18 protein-coding genes are annotated in these 24,832 nt (G+C 44.5%); 14 read left to right on the top strand and 4 right to left on the bottom strand.

What is annotated here, in order from left to right; genetic code table 11:
* Entirely contained in the window at positions 1 to 1,167 is a 1,167-nt protein-coding gene (locus K5Q73_RS16630) for a DSD1 family PLP-dependent enzyme (protein ID WP_220759649.1), read from the top strand.
* Between the two features lies 1 nt (position 1,168).
* Positions 1,169 to 2,092: an ornithine cyclodeaminase family protein gene (locus tag K5Q73_RS16625; RefSeq protein WP_220759511.1), complete on the top strand. Its 924-nt coding sequence runs from the start codon at positions 1,169 to 1,171 to the stop codon at positions 2,090 to 2,092.
* Between the two features lie 130 nt (positions 2,093 to 2,222).
* On the opposite strand, the gene K5Q73_RS16620 is transcribed toward K5Q73_RS16625, so the two are convergent.
* Both K5Q73_RS16620 and K5Q73_RS16615 read right to left on the bottom strand, forming a co-directional pair.
* Positions 2,223 to 2,447, bottom strand: coding sequence for a hypothetical protein (locus tag K5Q73_RS16620; protein WP_220759512.1), 225 nt, complete (start codon positions 2,445 to 2,447; stop codon positions 2,223 to 2,225).
* 28 nt (positions 2,448 to 2,475) lie between these two features.
* Entirely contained in the window at positions 2,476 to 2,913 is a 438-nt protein-coding gene (locus tag K5Q73_RS16615) for a GNAT family N-acetyltransferase (RefSeq protein WP_259650708.1), read from the bottom strand.
* Positions 2,914 to 3,348: 435 nt separating this feature from the next.
* Between K5Q73_RS16615 and K5Q73_RS16610 the strand changes: the two genes are divergently transcribed.
* The 8 genes from K5Q73_RS16610 to purF all read left to right on the top strand — a co-directional run bounded on the left by K5Q73_RS16610 (position 3,349) and on the right by purF (position 13,859).
* The gene (locus K5Q73_RS16610) at positions 3,349 to 4,479 is read left to right on the top strand and encodes a 4-phosphoerythronate dehydrogenase (protein WP_220759513.1); all 1,131 of its coding nucleotides are present in this window, start codon (positions 3,349 to 3,351) and stop codon (positions 4,477 to 4,479) included.
* A 2-nt stretch (positions 4,480 to 4,481) separates the two neighbouring features.
* A complete protein-coding gene (locus K5Q73_RS16605; protein WP_220759514.1) occupies positions 4,482 to 5,498 on the top strand; it encodes an aspartate-semialdehyde dehydrogenase in 1,017 nt (338 codons plus the stop codon).
* A 179-nt stretch (positions 5,499 to 5,677) separates the two neighbouring features.
* A complete protein-coding gene (locus K5Q73_RS16600; RefSeq protein WP_220759515.1) occupies positions 5,678 to 8,656 on the top strand; it encodes a FimV/HubP family polar landmark protein in 2,979 nt (992 codons plus the stop codon).
* A gap of 163 nt (positions 8,657 to 8,819) precedes the next feature.
* Positions 8,820 to 9,605 (top strand): tRNA pseudouridine(38-40) synthase TruA, encoded by a 786-nt coding sequence (gene truA, locus K5Q73_RS16595; RefSeq protein WP_220759516.1) that lies wholly within the window; start codon positions 8,820 to 8,822, stop codon positions 9,603 to 9,605.
* 134 nt (positions 9,606 to 9,739) lie between these two features.
* Positions 9,740 to 11,005, top strand: coding sequence for a bifunctional tetrahydrofolate synthase/dihydrofolate synthase (gene folC, locus K5Q73_RS16590; protein ID WP_220759653.1), 1,266 nt, complete (start codon positions 9,740 to 9,742; stop codon positions 11,003 to 11,005).
* Positions 10,998 to 11,642, top strand: a complete 645-nt coding sequence (gene dedD, locus K5Q73_RS16585) for a cell division protein DedD (RefSeq protein WP_220759517.1) — start codon at positions 10,998 to 11,000, stop codon at positions 11,640 to 11,642. The genes folC and dedD overlap by 8 nt, the downstream gene beginning before the upstream one ends.
* A 115-nt stretch (positions 11,643 to 11,757) precedes the next feature.
* Positions 11,758 to 12,246 (top strand): CvpA family protein, encoded by a 489-nt coding sequence (locus K5Q73_RS16580; protein ID WP_202721415.1) that lies wholly within the window; start codon positions 11,758 to 11,760, stop codon positions 12,244 to 12,246.
* 98 nt (positions 12,247 to 12,344) lie between these two features.
* On the top strand, positions 12,345 to 13,859 hold the full coding sequence (gene purF, locus K5Q73_RS16575; protein ID WP_220759518.1) for an amidophosphoribosyltransferase: 1,515 nt from the start codon (positions 12,345 to 12,347) through the stop codon (positions 13,857 to 13,859).
* Positions 13,860 to 13,941: 82 nt separating this feature from the next.
* On the opposite strand, the gene K5Q73_RS16570 is transcribed toward purF, so the two are convergent.
* A complete protein-coding gene (locus tag K5Q73_RS16570; protein ID WP_220759519.1) occupies positions 13,942 to 14,211 on the bottom strand; it encodes a hypothetical protein in 270 nt (89 codons plus the stop codon).
* A 202-nt stretch (positions 14,212 to 14,413) separates the two neighbouring features.
* Here K5Q73_RS16570 and K5Q73_RS16565 point away from each other — a divergent pair, with 202 nt between their 5' ends.
* The 4 genes from K5Q73_RS16565 (at position 14,414) to K5Q73_RS16550 (ending at position 21,923) form a co-directional block, all read left to right on the top strand.
* Complete coding sequence (locus K5Q73_RS16565) at positions 14,414 to 16,444, top strand: DNA topoisomerase III (protein WP_220759520.1); 2,031 nt, start codon at positions 14,414 to 14,416, stop codon at positions 16,442 to 16,444.
* Positions 16,445 to 16,550: 106 nt separating this feature from the next.
* Positions 16,551 to 17,429 carry a helix-turn-helix domain-containing protein gene (locus K5Q73_RS16560; protein ID WP_220759521.1) on the top strand — a complete coding sequence of 293 codons (879 nt, stop codon included), beginning with the start codon at positions 16,551 to 16,553 and terminating at the stop codon, positions 17,427 to 17,429.
* 165 nt (positions 17,430 to 17,594) lie between these two features.
* The gene (locus K5Q73_RS16555) at positions 17,595 to 19,667 is read left to right on the top strand and encodes a hypothetical protein (protein WP_220759522.1); all 2,073 of its coding nucleotides are present in this window, start codon (positions 17,595 to 17,597) and stop codon (positions 19,665 to 19,667) included.
* 168 nt (positions 19,668 to 19,835) lie between these two features.
* Positions 19,836 to 21,923, top strand: a complete 2,088-nt coding sequence (locus K5Q73_RS16550; protein WP_220759523.1) for a glycoside hydrolase family 97 protein — start codon at positions 19,836 to 19,838, stop codon at positions 21,921 to 21,923.
* Positions 21,924 to 22,356: 433 nt separating this feature from the next.
* Here K5Q73_RS16550 and K5Q73_RS16545 read toward each other — a convergent pair whose 3' ends face one another.
* Positions 22,357 to 24,228, bottom strand: a complete 1,872-nt coding sequence (locus K5Q73_RS16545) for a methyl-accepting chemotaxis protein (RefSeq protein WP_220759524.1) — start codon at positions 24,226 to 24,228, stop codon at positions 22,357 to 22,359.
* Between the last annotated feature and the right edge of the window lie 604 nt (positions 24,229 to 24,832).

Below are 24,832 nucleotides of genomic sequence, written 5' to 3'. Positions count from 1 at the left end.
ATGTTGCTTAGTGAAACCCATAACCCAGAGCTATTAAGTAAGTACCAGAGTCTTGATACACCTTTTTTATCAGTAGATAAGCAAACTGTACTGAAAAACTTAGCCCGGTTACGTAATAAGACAGATGGATTAGGGGCTGAATTAAGACCTCACTTTAAAACGGTAAGAGCAATCGAAGCAGTTGAGCATCTATTACCGCTAAAAACATCTCCAATTACGGTGTCGACGGTAAAAGAAGCCGAGGCGTTGGTAGAAGAGGGCTATAGCAATATCGTTTATGCAGTGGGTATTTCTGAGGGAAAATTACCAAGAATATCTCAGCTTATCGCCAAAGGAGCAGAAGTTCGAGTCCTGCTAGATACCATAGAGCAAGCACAGTTTGTGAGCCTATATAGTGAGCAACATAGCTGCGTGATCCCTGCAATGATAGAGGTTGATTGTGACGGCCATCGAGGCGGTATTCATCCAGATGATCCATTGCTGATTGAAATTGCCAACATATTGCACCAAGGCGCAGCGAGTTTTCATGGCGTACTTGCCCATGCGGGTGAATCTTATCTTTGTTTCGATCCTAAGTCCTTAGCTGAAGCGGCCAAAAATGAAGTTAAAATGACGTTAAAAGCAGCTAATAACCTTCGCGCTGCTGCCGTGCCGTGTGACATTGTTAGTATTGGCTCGACACCAACGGCCCACAGTTATCAAGATCTTACAGGGATCACTGAAGTTAGAGCCGGGGTTTACGGTTTCTTCGATTTAGTGATGGCAGGGATCGGCGTCTGTCAGCTTGAGGACATTGCTGCAAGCGTGGTGACAACGGTTATTGGCCATAACAGAGAAAAGGGCTGGATATTTATTGATGCGGGCTGGATGGCGCTGTCTTTAGATCGCGGCACAGCAGGTCAACCTACAGATTGTGGCTATGGTTTGGTCACACAGAGCGGTGGAATAGTGCTTGATGGGCTACAGGTCATCTCTGTAAACCAAGAGCATGGTATTATTGGCGCGGTAGATAATAGTGACTTGAATCTAGATAACTTCCCAGTGGGCAGTCGATTACATATTTTGCCTAACCATGCCTGCGCCACAGCCTCTATGCATCAACACTACCATGTGTTTGATACAGAGAATGAAACCTATGAGATCTGGAACCGAATCCAAGGCTGGTAACATGCAATATTTAAATGAAACGCAAACCGCAAAACTTATCACTCATCAACTGGCCTATACAGCTGTTAAAGAAGCGTTTATCGCGGCCACTACCGATGAAGCGACACTGTTTCCAGTGGTGAATGCAGCAGGGCCACAAACGGACTCGATGTTTTCAATGAAATCGGCTTCAACTGCGACGCTCGTTGGTTGGAAGACGGGAAGTTACTGGCCGGGTAATCAAGCCAAAAACATGCCGTGCCATGGCACTAATGTATTTCTGTTAAGCCCTGAAACCGGTGAGCTGGTTGCAGTCGTTGCGGCAACACAAGTTAATGCTTTCCGCACCGCGGCTGCAGACGCTGTAGCAGTTAATTATTTAGCACGAAAAGATGCCACCGTATTGGCAGTATTTGGCAGCGGGCATCAAGCTGAATACGAAGTACTCGCTATCGCAGAAGTACGCGACATTTCTAAGGTGATTGTGGTTGGCCGAGATAGGAATCGCTGCGAAGCCTTTATCAAGCGACTAGTGGATAAAGGATTACAAGCAGAGTGTACTGTCGGCAGCGCCCAATATGGCTGTGAAAATGCAGATATTATCGTGACCGCCACCACAGCTACTGCGCCGCTATTTGAGGCTCGCTGGGTTAAAGCGGGAACCCATATCTCAGCCATGGGAGCAGATAAAGTCGGCAAGCAGGAGCTACCAGTGGAGCTGTACCAAGGTGCAAGTTTATTTTGTGACTATCAGGCGCAGTCGTTGGTGATTGGCGAATTTCAGCATTCAGAAAATGTACCAGTGACAGAGATAGGTCACGTTATAACATGCCAATCAGCAGGGCGGTCTAATCATGATGAGATTACTATTTTTGATAGTTCAGGCATCGCTATTCAAGACTTATTTGTTGCAGCTAAACTGCTAGAACTAAGCAATGAGTCTTAGTGAAAAGTCCAAGTAAGAAGTCTAAGTAAGAAGTCTAAGTAAGAAGTCTAAGTAAGAAGTCTAGCTAAAGAGCTAAATGAAGAGCGAAGAGCCAGTAGCAACCGCTGCTGGCTTTTTATTGTTTATGCGCTTAACGTACATCGTTAGCCTTGTCCTTGGATAAGGTGGGGGCATCATCTTTTTTTGCGTTAACAGCCTTTTCCAGTTCGATAACTCTTTCTTCAAGTAAATCAATTCTATCGCTTGACTGCTTGAGAGACCGAATGTCTTCTATTAATTTCTTTGGGTCCATCCAATAATGCATGATTAGCATGAAAACACCGAAAGCTAACATGAATGAGATTAATTCCCACATTGATACTCTCCTATTATCTGATCTTTTGTTATTCGCAGTGAGGTGCTAACTCTTTCTTTAGCCAACAGCGACTATGTTCTTTAGAGTAATTTTCAAGCTTGCCGAATATTTCATAACCTTGTTTTATGTAAAAGTCAGCCGCTTGGTAACTAAAGCTGGTTAAATGAGAGTTGTTACAGCCATTATCGACAGCAGCACTTTCTATTTCATTTAATAGCTGTATGCCAAACCCTTGGCCTCTGACACTTTTTGATACCCATAATGAATCAATCCAAAGCCAACCAAAATTGTCATAATTTCCTTGAACTCCGCCGACAAGTTCACCTTCTTCACCATGTATTAAAAAACATAATTCATGACGACCTGTATCACCAACGATAGGCTGCGTGAAACTTTCAATGCCATCCCAAAGAGCCTGTTGCTCTTCATCTGACAATTTATCCCTACGAACAATATTCAACTTCAAGTGTAGATATCCTTTTGTTTAAAGCTTGTGCCGATGGCTCTTATTGATAGCCCTTGTTGGTTGCTCTTATTAAGGACCTTTTTTGATAGAGTTTGCTTAAAACTGAGCCTTGGTGCGAATTCTAATGACACCTCACTAAATAGGATGCAAAAAGAGGGGTAATCTAATGTCACAAATGATTAACAACTTAGCATTAGGCACTTGGATGAACAACTTAAAGCTGTCACGGTAAGCTTAAAATTAATGACTAATTACAAGTGCGGTGTGTTTTTTGTGGTTATGTAAAACAGACAGGTGACAGGCTTTACTTTGAAAGCTGCTTTAAAGCAGATTACAAGCGAGAATGAGCTTCTATTTTCAATCCTTTGTTTCTAATGGATAGTTCATCTTGCTAGAATGCAGCTCATAATATTCAGTACAATTTCGAGAACTTTGATGAAGATCCTTGCCGATGAGAATATGCCTTATGTTCAGCAGTTATTTGGTGATTTGGGCACGATTGAAACCGTAAACGGCAGGGAGCTAACGTCTGAGCAAGTTAACGATGCCGATGTGTTACTCGTCCGTTCAGTGACTAAGGTTAACCAAGCATTGTTAGCTCAGAATAACCAACTTAAATTTGTTGGTAGCGCCACCATAGGCACAGATCATATCGATTTAGATTACCTCGCAAGTCGCAACATTCCTTTTTCTAACGCCCCGGGTTGTAACGCCACAGCTGTGGGGGAGTTCACCTTTATCGCCATGCTTGAGTTGGCGCAGCGTTATAACAGTCCACTAAAAGGTAAGATGGTGGGGATTGTTGGCGCGGGTAATACGGGCACCGCAGTGGCTAAATGTCTTGAGGCTTATGGGATTGAGTTTGTTTTAAATGATCCTTTGTTAGAGGAAAGTGGCGATCCTCGGGATTTTGTGTCGTTAGAAACCTTAATCGAAAAGTGTGATGTGATTAGCCTACATGTGCCAATTACTAAAACAGGTAAATACAAAACTTGGTATTTGTTCGACCAGGCACGCTTAAATAGCCTAGGAGAGAATACTTGGCTGCTTAACTGTTGCCGTGGCGAGGTGATTGATAATCGCGCCTTAATTAAGTTCAAGCAACAACGTGATGACGTAAAAGTCGTGCTTGATGTATGGGAAGGTGAACCTCACCCTATGGCAGACTTAGTGCCCTATGTTGAGTTCTGCACGCCCCATATCGCTGGCTACTCTCTTGAAGGCAAAGCTCGTGGCACTTATATGCTGTACCAAAAATTGGCCGAGGTACTGGGTATCGAAGCGGATAAACAGATGGAGTCTTTACTGCCAGCCCTTTGGAGTGAGCGGGTTGACGTACAAGAATTCAGCGATGAAAGAGCACTATTACAGCTCGCCAGATTTGTATACGATTTACGCGATGATGACGAATTATTTAGAAAAATGTTTCTAAATAACCAGGGGTTTGATCATATGAGAAAAAATCACACCCATCGCCGCGAATTTAGTGCATTAAAGGTAGGCAATACGGGGCAAACTAATGTAAATTGGTTATCCAATTTAGGGTTTTCAGGAGTCGAGCTGTAATTATGTCGCAGGAATTTAATGTTGTCGTATTAGGTGCATCGGGCGCAGTGGGTCAAACAATGATTGAGATCCTCGAAGAGCGTAACTTTCCGGTTGCTAAATTATTTCCATTAGCCAGCAGTCGCAGCGCCGGTAATACGGTCAGCTTCCACGGTAAACAGGTCGAAATTTTAGATGTAGATACCTTTGACTGGTCACAGGCTCAAATCGGTTTCTTCTCTGCAGGTGGTGACGTATCGGCTAAATGGGCACCCATTGCTGCTGAAAACGGTTGTGTTGTTATTGATAACACCTCTCACTTCAGATACGACATCGACGTACCATTAGTGATCCCAGAGGTAAACCCTGAAGCGATTGCAGATTTCAGAAACCGTAACATCATCGCTAACCCTAACTGTTCAACTATTCAGATGTTGGTTGCGCTTAAGCCAATCTATGACGCATATGGTATTTCACGTATTAACGTGGCAACTTACCAGTCAGTTTCTGGTTCAGGTAAGCAAGCGATTGAAGAATTAGCAGGCCAGTGCGCTAAGCTGCTACAAGGCTTGCCAGTTGAGCCTAAAACTTATCCTAAGCAAATTGCGTTTAACGTATTGCCACAAATTGATAAGTTTATGGACAATGGCTACACCAAAGAAGAAATGAAGATGGTGTGGGAAACGCAAAAGATTTTTGGTGATGATAGCATCGTTGTTAACCCAACGGCTGTGCGCGTCCCTGTATTCTACGGTCACTCAGAAGCGATTCACCTAGAGACATTACAACCTGTTGATGCCGAAGATGTTAAATCGGTATTACGCGGTGCAGAGGGTGTAGAACTGTTCGAAGGTGACGAAGATTACCCTACTGCGATAACAGAAGGCGCAGGAACAGATCCTGTTTATGTTGGCCGTGTGAGAAAAGATATCTCCCATGACAATGGTATAAACCTCTGGGTTGTATCAGATAATATTCGTAAAGGCGCAGCACTTAACAGTGTGCAGATCGCCGAAGTTTTGATTAGAGATTATTATTAATTTTTAGTTAGAACTAAATTAAAGAACTTAAAAGCCCGCTAATTGCGGGCTTTTTATGTTTTAAAGATGTGAACAGTAGCAGGGCAACAGAATCTAGTTTATAGTAATCTCAATAAATACAATTGCCTAAAGCTCGTCACCAGGGTGGTGACTCCAGCGTGCTTTAAAGGGAAGGATTGATGAACTTTCGCACATCGCATCTTGTCGGCTTATTAGCCACGGGGTTAGTGGCTTTTGCTGCCCCTTCGATTAACCCAGTTGTTGCCGAGCCATTAAAAATTACAGGGCCTGATGGTCAGGTAAAGCAAAGCATTCGTCAATACGGCCCAACAACCTCGGCGGATACTTTCTGGAGTATTGCACAGGCTTTAAAGCCTGATAATAGTGTCACCGTTTACCAGGTGATGGCGGCGCTGTATGACGCTAATCCCCACGCATTTTCAAGTAAAAACTACAACAGCTTAGAGCGCGGCATGATTTTGTTAGTGCCGACTAAAGCTGTGATGCAACAGATCTCCAAAACGGATGCCAAAGCACGTGCAGAGCGTAACGATCGTAACTGGTCAACCGCTTCAGCTAAACCTAGCGTGGCAGCAACAAGCGTAGCGGCTAAACCGGTAACTCCAGAGCCTGTAGCGGTAAAGGTTGAAACGCCAAAAGCGACTGTTGCTAAATCGACCGTTGCTTCAAAGTCAAACCCATTGATTACAGAGTTATCAGCACAAGTTGATGCGTTAACGAAACAAGTGGAAGACATCCAAGCGCAAAACTTAGCGCTTACCGATGAACTTGCAAGGGCAAGCGATGAAATAGTGGTCGGCTCATCGGATACCGAGGCGTTTCAGCAAGAAATCGCGGAGCTTAAACAAGAAAACGCGCTTTTAAAGCAGGCATTGCAAGATACTAAATCTGAGAATCAAGCGCTAAACCAAGAAGTACAGCTTAAGCAGCAACAGCTTGGCGCCATCAGTGCCCCTAAGCAAGAGCCAACATCGGATCTTTGGCGAACCTTAATGGATAACCCATTGTTATTGGTGCTTGGTGCAGTTTTACCCGCTTTACTTGTGGTGGCTTTGTTCTGGTTATTTATTCGCCGCAGGAACGATGCTAATTCTGAGCAGGAGAGTGAACAGGCTGCTGAGAAAGAGCTAAGTGGCATGAAAGATGACACTTCCATCGATGAAAAGTCTGACGATGCCGATGGTTTAGCGGTTCATCTAGATACAGACGACGCTGCAGAGCAAGCCCCATTGAAGGAGCTCGCGGTTGTAGGCGCAGCAAGTCTCGCTGAACAAGAAGAGCAAGATATTGTCGTTGAAGACTCTAATGATGAAGGCCAGTCATTAGATGACCTATGGGCTGAAGCCATGGGTGAGCAAGATCAAAATGAAGCCAATGACTTTGATGCATTTGAAAAACAGTCTAAATCAGTTGAAGAAGATGATCTGGATTCATTGCTTGCAGGCTTTGATGATCCTGTCGGGCAAACAGACAATGATTTAACGATTAATGAAAAGCCTTTTGTTGAGCAAGAAACGACTCAAGACGACGATTTAGATACCTTACTCGCGGGTTTTGATGAGCCAGCAGAGCAAACTGAGCAAAACCTTTCATTCAATGAGCAGCCTTTTGTAGCTCAAGACAGCGAACAACAAAGCATTGCAGACGACGATCTTGATGCGCTACTAGCTGGCTTTGATGAGCAGTCGTTTGTTGCTCAAGACACCGACTTAGAAAGCACTCAAGACGAAGACTTAGATGCGTTACTAGCAAGTTTTGATGAACCTGCTGAGCAGACTGCAGAGGCCCCAGCAGATGATATTGATGCTTTGCTTGCAGATTTTGACAGTGCAAATCAGCAGCTAGAGCAAGCTGATGAGCCAGAAGTTAAGGCCGCCGAGGATGACTTAGATGCGTTGCTAGCTGAGCTTGATGATCAAACAGATAACCAAGCCAATACTGCAAAACATACCGTAAACAATACTGAAAGCGATGTTGATGCGCTTTCTGATGAAATGGCAGCAGAACTTGAGCTTGGTTTTGAAATCGCAGCCGAACTTGATTTATCTGACGATGACGCAGGACAAGAAAAGCTTGATAGTGAGCTAGACAGTGAACTTGATGCGCTTTTGGCAGATTTTGATACGCCGATAGATGCTAAAGAGAGCGTGCTGGAACTAGAGCCAGAACCGCAACTAGAGTCAGAGCCGCAAGATGCTATTGCAACTGAGCTTGCTCTAACTGAATCTGCTGCAATCGATGAGACGTTGGATGAACTAAAAGAGACTCCAAAGGTAAGCGCTAAGGATAGCAATAGTTTAGACTTTGATTTGAGTGATTTTGAGCCGAGCAGCGTTAAAGCTAACACTGATGCAGAGCCTAGTAACAATCATGATGAGGAGTTGCTTGAGTTTACACTGCCAGAGCCAGAGCTTGAACAAGAGTTATCTTCAGAGTTAGATCCTCAAGTAATCGAAAAGACTGATAAAGAAAGTGGTTTCTTCGATGACTTAAAAGGAAATAAGAAAGCAGAAGAAAACAGTTTAGACTGGGAAAGCATCGCCGCTCAAAGTGGTAATGACGCCCCTGCAGCACCCAATGCTGAACTTGCCACTGAGTTGGCTTTTTCAGAAGCTGATAAAGTTGAAGTGTCTGATGATGAGCTGTTAAGCGGGTTGGTCTCGAAAGGCTCGGCGCAAGATACAACACTTGACCTTGAAGATGAGACATTCTCACTCGACAATGATAGTAAAATGACCGTTGACGAGGCTCTAGCTGCCTTGGATGCAGAAGAGTTAGGTGGCAAAGAACCGAGTAAAAGCGCGGTTGCTATGCACGACTTAACCAGCTTCCAAAAAGATAACGGCTTTATTGATATCGATAGGTTGTTGAGCGAAGCCGATGAAGATAGCGGCGAAATCGATCTTTATAAAGAACTCGATGTCGACATGGGGGAATTAGACTCTCTAAAGGGCAATACTCCAATGGTTGATGTCGATGATGAAGAAAACTCGGTTAATGCTAAGTTAGATTTAGCTCGTGCCTATATTGAAATCGATGACAGTGACAGTGCACGAGCGCTACTAAAAGAGGTCGAACTTGACGGTAACGATCGTCAACAGGCCGAAGCCTTAGGCTTACTCAAAGAGTTAGTGTAAAAACCTCAACTAAAAACGGCGCCTATGGCGCCTTTTTTATACTTATCGTTTGCCTTGAGTATGCTAGAATCGCCGGCTATTAAAAGATTTTGTCTATCCGACTGCATTGCCTTGAAAACACTGGCAGTCGAATAACAGTTTAACTGAGTTATAGAGGTGTGGAATGCGGGTTGCGCTAGGTATAGAGTACGATGGTAGTCAATATTTCGGATGGCAACGTCAGGCGGAAGTTGACACAGTACAAGAGCGATTAGAGAAAGCGCTCTCTATAGTTGCCAACGAACCTATTGCTGTGCAATGTGCTGGCCGAACTGATGCTGGCGTTCACGCAACAGGACAAGTGGTTCATTTTGAGACCAATGCAGTGCGCAAAGATACAGCTTGGACACTTGGCGTGAATGTGAACCTGCCAGACAATATTGCTGTGCGCTGGGTTAAAGTTGTTGATGATGAATTTCACGCACGCTTTACAGCAACAGCAAGACGTTACCGCTACATGATTTACAACCATCAGCTTCGCCCTGGCATTTTGCGTAGTGGTGTGAGCCATTACCCTGGTGATATCGACGAAACTAAGATGCATCAAGCGGCACAGTCTCTCATTGGCGAACAAGACTTTACCAGTTTTAGAGCCATCCAATGCCAATCTAATACACCTTTTCGCTGTGTTCATGAAGTGAACGTGTCGCGTCAAGGCATGTATATTTGTGTTGATATTAAGGCGAATGCTTTCTTGCATCACATGGTGCGCAATATTGTTGGCTCGCTGCTAGAAGTAGGTTTAGGTAATCAACCGGTCGAGTGGATAGAGCATTTACTGGCACTTAAAGACAGAAATAAAGCTGCAGCAACTGCCAAACCTAACGGCTTGTATTTAGTCGACGTGACTTACCCTGAAAGCTATCAATTGCCTAAGTTGTCACTTGGACCGCTATTCATGTTGGACTAAGCCCAGTTTTATAGTGTTGCTAGATAATCAGCAAAGTTTCAGGTGGTTTAGCGCTTTTTCGGGATGATATTTTTAAGGAACCGTTTAATACGGTTTAAATGGATAACTTGTTTGTGATTGAAAATGACACATTAATGCAAGCAGCACCTGAGTCTGGTGCGGCTTTAAGCACTTGGTTAGAGTTCTTATTGGCGATTCACCCAACCGAAATTGATATGGGTCTTGGACGTGTATCACAGGTTGCTACGCGAATGGGGTTGAACCATTTAGACGCAACTAAAATCGTCACTGTAGCAGGTACTAATGGTAAAGGTACCACCTGCGCTATGCTTGAGGCTGCGTTGCAGTTATCAGGTAAAACGGTTGGTGTTTATAGTTCGCCACATCTTCTGAACTACAATGAGCGCGTGCGGATTAATGGTAATGATGCCACTGACGCTGCTTTAGTTGCTGCCTTCGAAGCCATTGAAGCTGCTCGGGCGGAAATCTCATTAACCTTCTTTGAGTACGCTACATTAGCAGGTCTCTACCTCTTTAAAGCAGCCAAGCTTGATGTGGTATTACTTGAGGTTGGTTTGGGAGGTCGCCTAGATGCAACCAACTTAATCGATGCCGATATCGCGGTAGTAACGTCTATCGATCTTGACCATCAAGAGTACCTTGGTGATACCAGAGAGTTAGTTGGTGCAGAAAAAGCGGGCATATTTAGACAAGGTCGCCCTGCAATTGTGGGAGAGCCTGACTGCCCAAGCTCTTTGATTGACTTGGCTAATGACATTGGAGCATCGCTTTACCGGGTCAATAGTGAGTTCAGCTACCAGTGTAATGACAAAGATTGGCATTATAAGGGTCATCATTTCGATTTATCTCATTTGCCGCTGCCATATCTTCCCCAGCCTAATGCTGCCACCGTTATTGCGGTACTCGAGCATCTTTGCCCGACTATCTCCACTGAGATTATTGCCAAAGCTGTTGGTAACACCCAGCTCGCAGGACGTTTAGAAACACTTAACCAGTCCCCTAGAGTGATAGTAGATGTGGCCCATAATCCTCATGCGGCGCGCTATTTAAAAACACGTTTGGCTGCTATGACAAAAGGGCGCTTGTTTGCACTTTGTGGCATGTTAAAAGATAAAGATGCTCGCTCTGTGCTACTGGAGCTATCCAGTGATGTTGATAAGTGGTTTTTATGTGATTTATCCGTGCCGCGTGGCGCATCTGCAGCTGAGTTAAATCTGTTAATGCCGCAAGGTGTAGCAGCGGCTAGTTATCAGCAGATGAGCGATGCTTGGCAAGCTGTTAAAGCGCAATTGCACAGCGATGATATCGTTATTGTATTTGGCTCATTTTACACAGTTGCCGGTTTTAAAGAGTTGTTTAAGGGAGAGAAACTTGTCTAATCAATTTCAAAACCGCCTTGTTGGTGTCATCGTTATTGTGGCATTAGGGGTGATTTTTTTACCCGATGTATTAGATGGTAAAAAGCAGCGCGAAGAAGAGCAGTTTGCTGAAATTCCTCTAAGACCAGAGATCCAAGATAGCACCTTGCCTGCTCAGAATATTGAAACGGTCGATCTTGGTGTTAATAATGGTTCATTATCTGCTGATAAGGTTTCATCGGCCGATGGTTCCGGTGATGGTGATCGTTCCGGTGATGGCGATCGATCCGGTGATGCCTCCTGGCATATTGCCGAAGAGGCGGGGCAGTCAACAAAACAGCAAGAGCCTAAGCTAGCCAGTTCGTCTAAACCTGTCGTTAAACCAGCAGCTAAACCTGCAGCAAAACAGAAGGGTGCTTGGACGATTCAACTTGGTAGTTTTAATAATGCTGCCAACGTTAGAGGTCTAGTTAAACGCCTTCGAGACAAAGGTTTCACTGCCTATACTTTGCCGACTAAACCTGTAGATGGTCAGTTAACAAAGGTATTTGTTGGTCCTAACGTTTCTAAAGATAAGCTGAGCCGTATGCAAGGCGATATCGAAAAATTGACTCAACTGAAAGGGCGTGTCATCGCCTATAATCCCGTTGAAAAATAATAAATTGTGATTGTCTTTGTTTGAGAAAAAGTTATTTCGCCGCGAAAGCGTGAGAAATAACTCTGTCTCTGTTAGAATCGCGCCGTCTTAAACCCTATGCTGGATTATTTCTTAAATGGTTTGGATTGATTACGCCATCATTATCGTTATCGGACTATCAACATTGATCAGTTTGGTCCGTGGTTTTGTAAAAGAAGCCATGTCTCTCGTCGTTTGGTTTGCCGCATTTTTTATTGCCAGCCAGTTTTATCTCAAGCTCGCTACGCATCTTACCCAGATGCAAGATGAAATGGTTCGAAATGGGGTCGCTATTGCCATTTTGTTCGTTTCAACACTTATCCTCGGCGCACTTGTTAATTACCTAATAGGTCAATTGGTTTCTAAAACCGGATTGTCAGGCACTGATAGAGTGCTCGGCTTGTGTTTTGGTGCGCTTAGAGGCGCATTAATCGTGAGCGCGTTATTGTTTTTTATGGATGCTTTTACCGGAGCACCCAACACAGATTGGTGGCAGGATTCTACACTCGTGCCCGAATTTGGAGTTGTGATCCAGTGGTTTTTTGACTACTTGGAAAACACCTCAAGCTTTGTACCCAAAATATAAAATGCACTAAAGCATTACTTGGCTTTAGACGAATATTTATATTCGTTTAAAGCAAAAATATTAAATAATAGAACATCTTACAATGAGGAAGCTTACCCATGTGTGGTATTGTCGGAATAGTTGGCCAGTCATCGGTTAATCAAACCATTTATGATGCACTGACTGTGCTCCAGCATCGTGGACAGGATGCTGCTGGCATTGTGACCGTCGATGGCAACGCGTTTAGACTGCGTAAAGCCAATGGTTTGGTGAAAGACGTTTTTGAACCAAAGCATATGCAACGTCTGCAAGGCAATGCGGGCATAGGTCACGTTCGTTACCCTACGGCAGGAAGCTCAAGCGCTTCTGAAGCTCAGCCGTTTTATGTTAACTCTCCTTTTGGTATCTCTCTAGCGCATAACGGTAACTTGACCAACACGGTTGAGCTGCACGAGCGTCTAGTGAAGCAGCGCCGTCATGTTAATACCACTTCAGATTCAGAAGTACTACTTAACCTGTTAGCAGATGAGCTTCAGCGTACGACTACTGATGATCTTAATGCTGATGACGTGTTTAATGCCGTTGGCAAGGTGCATGAAATTACTCGTGGTGCCTATGCGGTCGCGGCCATGATTATCGGTCAAGGTCTGGTTGCTTTTAGAGATCCATTTGGTATTCGTCCATTAGTGCTAGGTAAGCATGAAACGGCGACTGGTACTGAATACATGATTGCATCTGAAAGCGTTGCGCTAGATGCGGTAGGTTTCGAGTTTATGCGTGATGTTGCGCCAGGTGAAGCCGTTTATATCACCCTTGACGGCGAGCTTTATACTCGCCAATGTGCCCACTCGCCAAGCTACTCTCCATGTATCTTTGAATTCGTTTATTTTGCTCGTCCAGACTCAACCATAGATAACATTTCTGTTTATAGCAGCCGTGTAAATATGGGAACCATGTTGGGCGAAAAGATTAAGAGAGAATGGGAAGATCATGATATCGATGTGGTGATCCCGATCCCTGAAACCTCTTGTGATATTGCACTCGAAATCGCACGTCATATGGATCTTCCATACCGTCAGGGTTTCGTTAAAAACCGTTATATCGGTCGTACCTTTATCATGCCGGGTCAGCAAGAGCGTAAGAAGTCAGTACGCCGTAAACTCAATGCGATTGGTGCTGAGTTTAAAGGCAAGAACGTATTGCTTGTTGATGACTCTATCGTGCGTGGTACTACCTCTGAGCAGATCATTGAGATGGCACGTGATGCGGGCGCCAATAAAGTGTACTTTGCTTCAGCAGCACCAGAAATTCGTTTCCCGAATGTGTATGGTATTGATATGCCAACCACCAATGAGCTGATCGCTCATGGCCGTGATGTAGAAGAGATCAATGACTTGATTGGCGCTGACGGCATGATTTTCCAATCATTACCGGATTTAATTGAAGCGGTACGTCAAGAAAATCCAAGCATCAAGCGATTTGAAACCTCAGTATTTGATGGCAAGTACGTCACCAATGACGTAGACCAAGAGTATTTAGATTACATTACGCAATTGCGTAACGATGATGCTAAGGCCAATCGTAGCAAAGACATTGGCACTAACTTAGAGATGCATAACGTTTGTCATCCATAAGCCAGCTTTAAGTCTGTCTTGATGTTTTAAAGCCGAGCACTTGCTCGGCTTTTTTGTACGCAAAAATAAAAGCGACTGAGTATTACAGTAGGTGGATAAACCAAACCAGCATCCAGCTGGCAAATAACAAGCTATAAGATCTCTTGTTAAAGTCATGGCCTAACTTAAGACCGAATAAGGTACTGATACAAGTTAGAGGAACCAATACTCCGGCGAGTAACATCGGGGCGTTGATTATTGTTGATTGAATAAATGGAGCAATAATTAGTAGCCATGACGTGATAAGGAGTAAGTGAAAAAGCATGAGTTTATCGAGCCTAATACCTCGATGACTTAAGGTTGCAATCATCATTATTTCTCCACAGTTAAGATTGAAGAATTAAAACACTTAATGAGAATTGTTCTCAACAAAATTTACATTGTCTGAGCAAAACTTACTCATGCAACTAATCATGCTGCTAATTATGCCTTTTGAGTGACGGCTTTCATTTGCACCCTTTAGCGCTTCAATGTACAGTTACTGTTAATTTATACAGTAATCGCAATTTTTCTAAATGATCTTATATATTGCTGAAAAACCAAGTCTTGGTAGAGCCATTGCCGACGTGTTACCTAAACCCTTAAAGAAGGGGGATGGTTTTATTCGCGCCGCCAATGGCGATTGTGTCTCTTGGTGCGTGGGCCACTTACTCGAGCAGGCTGAGCCGGATGCATACTCTCCAGAGTACAAGTCATGGAAATTTGAGCATCTGCCCATAGTGCCAGAAACTTGGAAGATGAAGCCTAAATATAAGATGCGTGGCCAGATAGCGGTGCTTAGAGGCTTAGTCAAGGAGGCTAGTCAGCTTGTAAATGCTGGCGATCCAGACCGCGAAGGGCAGTTGCTGGTCGATGAAATTATTGCTCACCTAGGCGTAAAGGGCACTAAGTTACAACAGGCACAACGTCTACTTATTAGTGATTTAAATCCACAAGCGGTGAAAAGGGCGTTAGGGCAATTACGCTCGAACCGTGACTTTATTCCCTTGTCGACCTCAGCGTTAGCGCGCTCTCGCGCAGATTGGCTCTATGGTATGAACATGACTCGGGCTTACACCATTCAAGGGCGTAAAGTCGGTTATCAGGGCGTGTTATCTGTCGGGCGAGTTCAAACTCCTGTACTTGGGTTAGTGGTTCGTCGCGACGCCGAAATAGCCGGATTTAGCTCTAAGCCTTTCTATGAGGTGTTGGCTCATTTAGCCACCGATGATCAACAGCGATTTAGTGCCAAATGGCAACCTAGTGAGGCTTGCCAACCTTATATGGATGAAGAGGGACGAGTGCTCTCCAAAGGGTTAGCACAGAATGTGGTTGGACGAATTAATGGCCAAAACGGCACTGTAGAAAAGGTAACGGCACAAGATAAGAAACAAAACGCACCTTTGCCCTACAGCCTATCGGCACTACAGATTGATGCGGCTAAACGCTTTGGCATGAGTGCCAAGTCGGTACTCGATACCTGCCAGTCGTTATATGAAAAACATAAGCTTATCACTTACCCTCGTTCAGATAGCCGCTATCTACCTGCTGAACAACATGCTTTGGCTCCAAGTGTTATAGCTGCCGTGCTGAATGGTGCAAGTGAGTTAGTGGCAGGCATCGAGCAGCCTAATGCCAAGCTTAAATCTAAAGCTTGGAATGATAAAAAAGTCGAAGCTCACCACGCGATAGTGCCGACCGAGAAACCAGCTAATTTACAAAACTTGAGTCAGGCAGAAAAACAGTTGTATCTACAAGTTGCCCGGCAATATTTGATGCAGTTTTACCCTGCGTACCTTTATAAAGAAACTCAAGTTGAGATTATCATTGCGGGTGGTTTATTTAAGACGAAGGCTAAACAAGAGGTGGCATTGGGATGGAAGCAGCTTTTAAAGCAAAGCAAAGATAAAGCCAATACTTATGGAAGCAGCGGGCAAGTAACAGATGATGATGAGCACTTAGCTAATATCCCCGCTCTCAAAAAAGGCCAAGTATTACTTTGCGAGCAAGGCGAGTTACTCGAAAAGCAGACCCAGCCACCAAAACATTTTACCGATGCAACTTTGCTCAGCGCTATGACTGGGATCAGCCGTTATGTGACAGATAGCGAGATCCGCAAAATCTTAAAGGACACCGATGGGCTGGGGACTGAAGCAACACGCGCAGGGATCATCGAACTGCTGTTTAAGCGCAACTATTTAACGCGTCAGGGTAAATCAATTGTAGCGACTGAGGTCGGCAAGGGGTTGATAAACAGCTTACCCCAAAGTGCGACTACGCCGGATATGACGGCGCTATGGGAAAATAATCTTGATGCTATTAGCCGTAAAGAGGCGAAGTATCAGAGCTTTATGGAGCCGTTGTTAGCTTCTCTGCAGCAACTAATCGAGCAGGCGGGGGCGCAGTTGCCGACTTCATTGCAAGGTGTTAAATCACCAGATACTGGTTTTAAAAAGCGTCGTTACTCGGGTAAGAAGAGCACGGCTGCAACTAGAACGACATCTAAGACTACAAGCAAGACAACATCTAAAAAGCCCGCTCCAGTGCGAAAAAGTAAGAGCACATAAAGATTCCTAAAAACTCAACCTTAGTTCTTGTTTAGTAACTTTCATTTGTTTAGCTAAGACCTATGGGTTAGCTTGGGAGCTGATCAGTAATCATGGGATGAGACAGATGTTTGAATGGGTTGAGAAGATCTCCTTTAACGAAGCCAGTCCATTAGCGGTGCAAGCTCAAGATACTCAATTTGGCTTGCATCGTAAAAAGCCCGCTGTAATGGCCCATAGCCATTGGCATGGCCATATAGAGATCAATTACCTGTTTGATTGCTCCGCAGATTACCTGATAAATGGACAAGAGATCACTGTACCAGAGGGACGGATGATTATCTTTTGGGCCTCATTTCCCCATCAAATGGTCGCCTCTCGTGGTGACGGCGAGTTGGTTAATATCTATATCCCATTGCAATCTTTTTTAACCTGGATGCTGCCAAGTAGCTTTGTGAGCCAGTTGCTGCATGGTGAGGTTATTGTATCTGACAGCTTATATGCGTGCGATAAAGAGCTGACGCAGATCTGGGAAACTGATATTAAAAGAAATGATCCCTTACTAACCAGCCAGGTAATTAACGAGATCCGCGGCCGTATTCGACGCATGTCGATAGAAGATTACAGTACCTTCGAGCTAGCTAATCGTGTGACTAAACAGGAAGATAAACCTGTGTTTGGAGGCTTAAACCATATTCAAACCATGCTGCGTTATATTGCCGATAATTACGATCAAAAAATTACAATTGAAAATGTTTCAAGCTCAACAGGGCTACATAAAAACTACGCCATGAAGCTGTTTAATCGGGTGATGAAAGTGTCGATTAAGCAATATATCAACCAGCTTAGGCTACAACATGCCCAAGCACTCCTCATTGATACCCAAAGTCCTGTACTCAATATTGCATTAGAAGCGGGCTTTGGCTCGGTTAGTCGCTTCTATGATATTTTTCAGCGAGAGTTTGGTATGTCACCACTCGAGTTCAGACGAAAAGTAAATTGCTGAGGTGATTTTTTAGGAAGGCTTTAGGGCTTTCTAGTAAGAGCACTCATGACTGTTCGTGCTTCAATCAGTTTCAATAAATATATTAGTTTTAATGACCTGTATCGATTAGTCAGGATTATTAACTAACAAGCTGACTCGAATCACGCCAATAATAATGAGAGATCTATGAGAAATCTATTTGTCACCTCTGCCTGCGCCATCGCCATATTATCTGCCTGTTCTAATGACTCTCAATCAGTTGCTCAAGCCGAGCAAGAGCAAGCTAAACAGCTCAAAGCAGAACAAGCTAAGCAATTTTTGAATGGTTTATCCGATACTTTGACTGACCGCTGGCAGCAAACGGGTGCAGGTCTAGTGTGGGATGTTAAAGATAGCCATGAAGATCATATTGAAATGAGCGGTGAACAAACCTCAGCGATTATCTATTACGGCAGTGATGCTAATGGGGCCCTGTCCCTGAGTCGTAAGCTGGTATGGCCGATGCTGCGCACTATTCCAAACGACACTCACGCTAGCCTTATTCATGATTTTCCACTCTCAGTTTCACCTAGTATTAGCGTTAATGGTCAGCCAGTAGAACAAGAGCTGCTAACCCAGGCTCGAATCGATGGCCGACTCTCGCTTATTAGCCAAATTGGTGAGGGGCTCGAACTGACGCGCCTGTTATCGCCAAGCACCACGCAGCCAGTGATGATTGAAGCGCTAAGCTTTAAAAATAACAGTGGCAATAGCCTTGAGGTGACGCTTGGGGAGTTAGATTATCAAGTCGATACGCCTAAAGAGCAGGGCGTGTACGGCAGCTACAAAATTCAAGCAACAAGCGACAGAGCAGGAACCTTTAAATTAGCTCCGAATGAAGTCTTAACGGTTTATCTAGAATTTAAAGCCACCAAGGCGGGACAAGCTAACGAGTTTGATGCGGTTAAAGAGCTGGAGCTGCGTAAAGACTATGTGGCGAGCCTGAATAAAAACCTGCAGTTGGTCACTCCCGATGAGAACATCAACAAGATGTTTGAATTTGCAAAAATTCGTAGTGCGGAATCGATTTTTAGAACTAAGGGCGGTTTGATGCATGCACCTGGTGGCGGGCGCTATTACGCCGCTATTTGGGCAAACGATCAGGCAGAGTATATCAATCCGTTTTTTCCATTTTTAGGCAATGATGTCGGTAATGAGTCGGCAATTAATAGCTTTGAACATTTTGCTCGCTTTATGAATGATGAAGGAAAAGCGATACCGTCTTCAATTATTGCCGAGGGAGATGATATTTGGAACGGCGCGGGCGATAGAGGTGACTGCGCCATGATAGCCTACGGCGCTAGCCGCTTTTCATTGGCTTACGGCGATGAAGCGCAGGCGAAGGCGTTATTGCCTTTAATCGATTGGTGTATCGATTTTAGTTACGCTAAACAAACAGATGAAGGCGTGATTGCCTCTGACAGTGATGAACTAGAAGGTCGATTCCCTGCAGGCGATGTTAATTTAAGTACCAATATGCTGACCTACGGCGCGCTGGTTTCTGCCAGCCACTTGAATAATGAGCTCGGACGAACAGGTATCGCCGCTGAATACCAGCAACGTGCGACTAAGCTTGCTAAAGACATTGAGAGTTATTTTGGCGCCAATGTTCAAGGCTTTGATACTTACCAGTACTATCAAGGCAATGAAAAATTAAGAGCTTGGATTGCGCTGCCATTTTCATTTGGTATTTTTGACCGTAAAGATCAAACTCTTGCAGCGGTTCTATCAGAGCAATTGTGGAGCCCTGAAGGAATTTATAGCGAAGCCGGCAATAAGACCTTTTGGGATAGAGCGACGCTCTATGCGTTTAGAGGCATTTTTGCCGCTCAAGAGACAGATACGGCAATGCGCTACTTCAAGTATTACTCGCGTAAGCGTCTGCTTGGTGAACACGTGCCATACGCGGTGGAAGCTTGGCCAGAAGGTGACCAACGTCATCTATCGGCAGAGAGTGCACTCTATGCTCGAGTGGTTACAGAGGGGATTTTTGGTATCGAGCCAACAGGTTTTAAGCGTTTTGACGTTGCGCCGTATTTACCAACAGGCTGGGACAATATGTGCCTGAAGCATATTCGCGCGTTTGAGAGCAATTTCGATGTTTGTGTGAGCCGCGTACAAGGCGCCGATAAAGGTTTTAAAGTGACTATTGAGCAGGAGCAAGGGGAGCTGCAGCTGATCAACTGGGATGGCCTGTCTCCGATTAGCGTTAGTCTGTAAAGGTACTAAGCATAATAACTCAGAAGAATAACTCAGCAGAGTAGGTTAAGTCGCAACGGCTTAGCTTACTCGCCTGAATTACTCAGCTTAAGATTTAGAAGCCTACCTTTATGCTGTCTTTATGTTCAACGTCGACGCTATTAACTTAAGCTTGCTCGAGAGACCTCTATGAATAACCAAACCCTCAAATTATCGGTACTTTTTCGCTCACCGTTACTTTCATTATTGCGCTCACTATTGCCTTCACTTAGCTGTTTGCTACTGGTGCTATGTGCTCCTGCCCATGGGGCAAATTCGAATGCGGCTAATCTCGCTGCTCCCGCTGACAACACGGCGCTATACACCTTAGCCTCACCTAATGGCCAATTACAGTTAAGTGTTAGCAAAACGGTCGCTCAAGGCATCAACTACTCGTTAAGCGTGTCAGGTAAACAAGTTCTACATAACGCGGTAGCCGATATCACGCTTGAAGGAATGAAGGCGAGTCTGGCCAAAGCCAAGCTTATCGATATTAGTCGCCAGAGTATTGACCGAGAGTTACAGCCTCATGTGCAACAAAAATCTGAGCGCATAGTTGAGCATTATAACCAGCTGACATTGAGTTTTGATAATCAACTGACCTTAGCTTTTCGCCTCTTTGACCAAGGTTTAGCCTATCGCTTTATTACTGAGCAAAGTGGGGACATAGTGGTAAACAATGAAACCGTGGCGATAAACTTTACTGACGATCACTTGGTGTTATTTCCAGAGGAAACCAGTTTCATTAGCCACAATGAGCGGCTCTATTTGCCTAAAAAGCTTGCTGAGATCAGCGCTAAGCAGTTTGCGAGTTTGCCGCTGTTAGTTGATGTTGATGGTATTAAGCTGGTTATTACCGAAACAGGTTTAAGAGATTATCCCGGACTTTGGGTAGAGGGCAGTGACCAGTTGGGGCTTAATAGCCGATTTCCCGCAGTCGTGCTGGGCAGTGAGCTTAAGCAAGACTCAGACAGAAACGAGAATATTCTCAAACGTGCAGACTTTATCGCTCACAGGCCGGCGATAGAAGACGCGCCGCAATCGGGGCAGTTTCCGTGGCGAGTGTTTGCTATTGCTCAAAATGATGCAGAATTACTCACTAATGAATTGTCATACTTGTTAGCTGATGAGTTGGCTATCGATGCAACTTGGGTAAAGCCTGGGCAAGTAGCGTGGGATTGGTGGAACGCTAATAATGTTTTTGGGGTCGATTTTGAGGCTGGGGTCAATACGCAAACTTATAAGTACTACATCGACTTTGCGGCAAAATACGGCATCGAATACATAGTATTAGACGAGGGTTGGCACCATTTAGACAGCGTGCTAAATGTGGTCGATGACATCGATGTGAAAGAGATTATAGCTTACGGCAAAAGTAAAAATGTTGACGTGATCCTCTGGGTGATCTGGAAGACACTCGACAATGAGCTAGCGCAAGCCTTGGCACAATTCGAAGCCTGGGGCGCAGCAGGGATCAAGGTCGACTTTATGCAAAGAGACGATCAAGCCATGGTTAATTATTACTGGAAGATTGCCGAGCAAGCGGCCAAGCACAAGTTATTGGTGGACTTTCATGGCTCGTATAAGCCTGCGGGTTTGCGACGCACCTATCCTAATGTGATAACCCGTGAGGGCGTACGCGGCCTTGAGCACAATAAATGGGCTGACTACATTACCGCGGAGCATAACTTAACCTTACCGTTTATCCGCCAGCTTGCTGGCCCGATGGACTATACCCCTGGAGCTATGATCAACACCCAGCCTGATAACTTTAGGATTAACTTCAATCGTCCAATGAGCAAGACCACTCGGGTGCATCAGATAGCTATGTATGTGGTGTTTGAAAGCCCGCTGCAGATGCTTGCCGATACGCCGTCACATTATCTACGTGAGCATGAAAGCACCGTATTTATTACCAGCGTGCCAACTGTATGGGATGAAACACGGGTGTTATCAGCAAAAATAAGCGACCACATTATTATTGCGAGGCGCTCAGGTGATGACTGGTTTATTGGTGTGATGGGCAATTCTCAAGCTCGTGAATTTACTGTTGATTTGAGCTTTCTTGCTGAGAGTACAAGCAAGTCATATCAAATGGATAGCTTCGCCGATGGTATTAATGCCGATAAATATGCCAGTGATTATCAGACTAGAGCTGAGCAGGTGACATCGGCGGATAAAATCAACATAACCCTTGCTCCTAGTGGTGGTTGGGTGGCGCGCTTGAAGCCGATTTGAAAAGTTATACCAATCAGTATAAGGAGTTGATCTACTCAGAGCATTTTTGGCAAACTAATTCAAGGCGGGTAACTGAAAGAATGGTTGCTCCCTTGTGAGGTTATTCAACGCAGAAGTAGGCAGCCAAAAACGCTCCAGAATGGCGAGTTTTAGCGGCTCTGATACTGCGACTCTTAATAAACAAAGAGGGAGCTTAAACCTAGTTTAACTATGCTCTTCACTCGTTGCGAGCAGCATGGATGCTGCGAATGTCATTAAAGCAGGAGCACTTAATGACCTTGTCTCAGTGCCGCTAAACTCTCGCTGAGCGACCAAATCTTGATACTAATTGGTATTAGCTCTAGGTTTTCGAAGCCTTTAGCATTAACAAAAAAGGAAGCGTTAGTTGTGTCATCCACAAACTAGGCTTCCCTTTTTTATCACTCAGTTAGCTTTACAAGATAAAGGTCGCGACTTTTGAATTAAGGTTATCGGCCCTATCTTTTAGCGCTTGAGCTTGGTTTAAATGGTCCATCGCCGACTCGGTAATATCATCGGTGACATCTTTAATCGCGACGGTGTTTTGGGTGATCTCATTAGTTACCTGAGTTTGCTCTTCTGCAGCAGTCGCAATCTGCCCAGCCATATCTGAAATCACATTAACCGCTTGAGTGATCTCCTCAAGAGCTTTAGCTGCCGCATTGACATCGGTAACACTGTTACTGGCAAGTCCTTGGCTACTTTCCATCAAGTGCACAGCCTTCTTAGTAGTGCTTTGTAAGATCTCTATAGTGGTGTAGATCTCTTGTGTTGAGTCTTGAGTACGACGTGATAACACCCTCACTTCATCGGCAACAACCGCAAAGCCACGGCCCTGTTCACCGGCGCGAGCCGCTTCAATAGCTGCGTTTAATGCCAGCAGGTTAGTTTGTTCCGCGATACCTTGAATGGTGGTTAAAATCCCTGAGATTGCCTGTGCATGAAGATTGAGCTCGCCAATAACATCGGTTGCTTGACCCACTTCATCAGCAAGAGAATTAATAGTGTTACGGGTTTTATCGACTAAGTCTTTACCTTCTTCACTGCTAGCTGCCGATTGCTGGGCAGCGGTCGCTGTATTTTCTGCATTAGCGGCAATTTCATGGGTAGCGCTGGCCATTTCAGTGACGGCGGTAGCCACCATAGTGACCTCTTGCTGTTGACGCTGTAGTTCGTCAACAGTGGTTTGGTTGGTGACTAAGCTGTGTTGAGCATCGCTATCAAGCTCGCCGGCCAGCTGTCGAATATGGCTGATTAATTGGTGCTGGCTGGCCACAAAACGGTTAAAACTTGCTGCTAGCATAGCCACTTCATCTTGGGTGTCGACTTCGATACGTTGAGTTAGATCGCCATTGCCATCAGCAATGTGGGCTAAGGCTTGTGACACTCGGCTTAAAGGGGCAAGCAGGATATTTAAAAACCAGGATATAGCTAAGACACTAAAGACTAAGGCTAGTGCAGATAAGCCTAGCTGGGTAAGCAATAGTTTAGATAACGGGGCTTCTAAGGTTTCTTTATCGAGAACAAAGATAAGCTCCCAATCGGTATTTGGGATCTCTGAGCCCCAAAGTAATTTTTCACGGCCTTCACTTTCAAAATAAAGCGGTAATAGGCTATCTGTCTGACGGCTTCTTGAGGGGATTTGAGCATTAAGTTGGCGATCAATATTTTGTATTGGTCCCATGGATTTAGCATGGTCTTTATAAGCGATAACGGTGCCATCTTTGTGCATCATTATGGCATAGCCCTTAGCAGGTAATTTCATGTGGTTAACATTATCTACCAGGCTGGCAATCGACAAGTCGCCACCCACTACGCCGCCTTTAGCTGGTTGTGCCATCGTCACAACGAGAATATTGTAAGCAACATCAATATAAGGTTTGGTTAGAATTGGAGCTTGCTTGGCAATGGCTTGCTGATACCAGCCGCGACTACGAGGATCGTAACCTGTACGATCAATACTAGGATCAGAATCTAACATTTGCCCCGACTGAGAGCCGAAATAAGACAATTCAAAAGGGCCTGATAGTTGAGCCTGTTGTAGAACACTTTGGCTATCACCATCAACTTTCTCAGCCATTGCGGCTACGATGCGTTGTCGATCCGCCAACCATTCTTGGATCTGTTTTGCTTGTTGCTCACCTAGTTGGCGAACTTGATCGGCACTGCTGTCCATTAACAGTTGTTTTTGGCTCGAATAACTTTGCCATGATAGCAATCCGATGACGACAGAAAAGGCTAGCACAACGGATAGAAGGATCTTTGTCTTGAGCGAATATGAGTTCATTTAGGGTCTAATTTTGGCTTGTAGGTGAAAAGTAGGCTTGTAGCTATAAGGCGACAGAAATTTTTATTAACTTAATTATAAAGTTAATACCTAATTGGTAATATTCTGACATAAAGGCTATCTTCAACAAAGCGGAACGCAGCATTAATTGAGACTTTTATACGTTATTGGGCGCTACGTAGTAATTATTTTACATGTTAGTGGTATTTGTTAGCAAAAGTGAGTTTGTCTGTGCTTGCAGGTGAGTTAAAACTAATCAGTATAAGAAGCTTATCTAGTTAGAGCTTTTTTGGGCAGACTCATTCCACGCAGGATAGGCCGCCAAAATCGCTGCAGAATGGCGAATTTTAGCCACTTTGATGCTGTGTTAACGAGCCTAGCCTTAGATCAAATTCGCTTTCACTCCTCATTCTTACTCATAGTACACCGCAGGCGCTATTATTGAGGCTAATGCTGTAGTCGTTATCGAGAGTATCACAGCAGCCGTTACTGAGGAGCATTTCATTATTTTACCTCACAATCTTGCCTCATAACCGCTCCTCCTCGCTGAGCCACTACACCTTAATACTAATTGGTATAACGAACGACCAAAGTAAAGGGCTTG

The sequence above is a fragment of the Shewanella sp. MBTL60-112-B2 genome (assembly GCF_019655055.1).
Lineage (GTDB): Bacteria > Pseudomonadota > Gammaproteobacteria > Enterobacterales > Shewanellaceae > Shewanella.
Note: the sequence above shows the minus strand (reverse complement) of the source record. Positions and strands in the feature narration are given on the sequence as shown.